Annotated in this window: 1 protein-coding gene; it reads right to left on the reverse strand. The window is 65.5% G+C overall.

Annotated features, from left to right (window positions below):
* Window positions 1-59: 59 nt before the first annotated feature.
* Window positions 60-1154, reverse strand: coding sequence for an IS481 family transposase (locus JT360_RS33120; protein ID WP_250889249.1), 1095 nt, complete (start codon window positions 1152-1154; stop codon window positions 60-62).
* Between the last annotated feature and the right edge of the window lie 9 nt (window positions 1155-1163).

A 1163-nucleotide genomic window follows, 5' to 3' on the forward strand; every position in this document is an offset into this window, starting at 1 on the left:
TGTTTGGACCGGGGACATCGCGAACAGGTGTGCGAGGACATCGCGAACAGTTTGGCATCCTATCGTTGGCTTGCGTTGAGGTCGATGGTCTGGATTTTCTGGTGACGGAAGTAGGCATCGAAAACGCCGTCGGTTTCGGTTGGGCGGAAGGCGACGGCTTTGCCGGCAAAAGCCTTGCAGATTTTGATGGCATGGCCGAACAGCGAGGTTGTGCCTTTCTGCTGGATTTTGCGGACCTGGTCGCCGGGCGCGTATTCGAACGGCTGGACGGCATCGGCGAAGTCGCGCGTCGAGGCACGATAGCGATCGAGCGGCACAGCGCCGGCAATGGCCTGGTGCGGCCGCTCGGTGTTGTAGATGTGGCGCCAAGCGTCGAAAGCGCACTGCGCCGCCTGCAGGCTGTCGAAGGGCGGCCCCTGCAGCGCCTCGGCCTTGAGCGTGCGGTGGAAACGCTCCTCCTTGCCCAGTGTCTGTGGGTGGCAGGGTCTGGAATGGCTGACCAACATGCCATTCTCGATCAGCCAGATGCCGAGCATGGTGAAGTTGTTGCGGCCGCCATCGCCCCAGGGCGGGCCGTTGTCGGTGGCGATGCGCCACGGCAGGCCGTAGCGCCGGAAGGCCGCAATCAGGCGGGTTTTGACAGTTTCGGTGGTCTGGTCGGGGCAAGCTTCCAGCACCAGCGAGAACCGCGAATGATCGTCGAGCACGGTCAGCGGATGCAGCCGCCCGGCGCGCAACGGCACATGGCCCTTGAAGTCCATCTGCCACAGGTCGTTGGGCGCGGCGTGCTCGAAGCGGATGAACGCTTTGGCCCCGCCGCCCAGCGCGCCCAGTTCGACGCCGTTGCGGCGCAGGATACCAGTCACCGTCGAGGCGGCCGGATGGCCAAGCCCCTGACGTGCCAGCACTCGGGCGATCTTGCGCCCGCCCCAGGCCGGATGCGTCGTGCGCACCGAAAGCGCTGCCGCCTCGATCTCGGGCGTGCTGCGCGTCGGGCTCGACCGCGGCCGGCGCGTCTCCTCCAAAAGCCCGGTCGCGCCAAAAGCCTGCCAGCGCGCGAGCAACTTGTAAGCGCAGGTTCGACCAATCCCAAAGCGTCGGCACAAGGCGCTCACATTCGCCCCCTCGGCCGTAGCCAGCCGCACAAACTCCAGCTTCTGTTT

It is taken from the genome of Mesorhizobium sp. dw_380 (assembly GCF_018588885.1).
Lineage (GTDB): Bacteria > Pseudomonadota > Alphaproteobacteria > Rhizobiales > Rhizobiaceae > Mesorhizobium.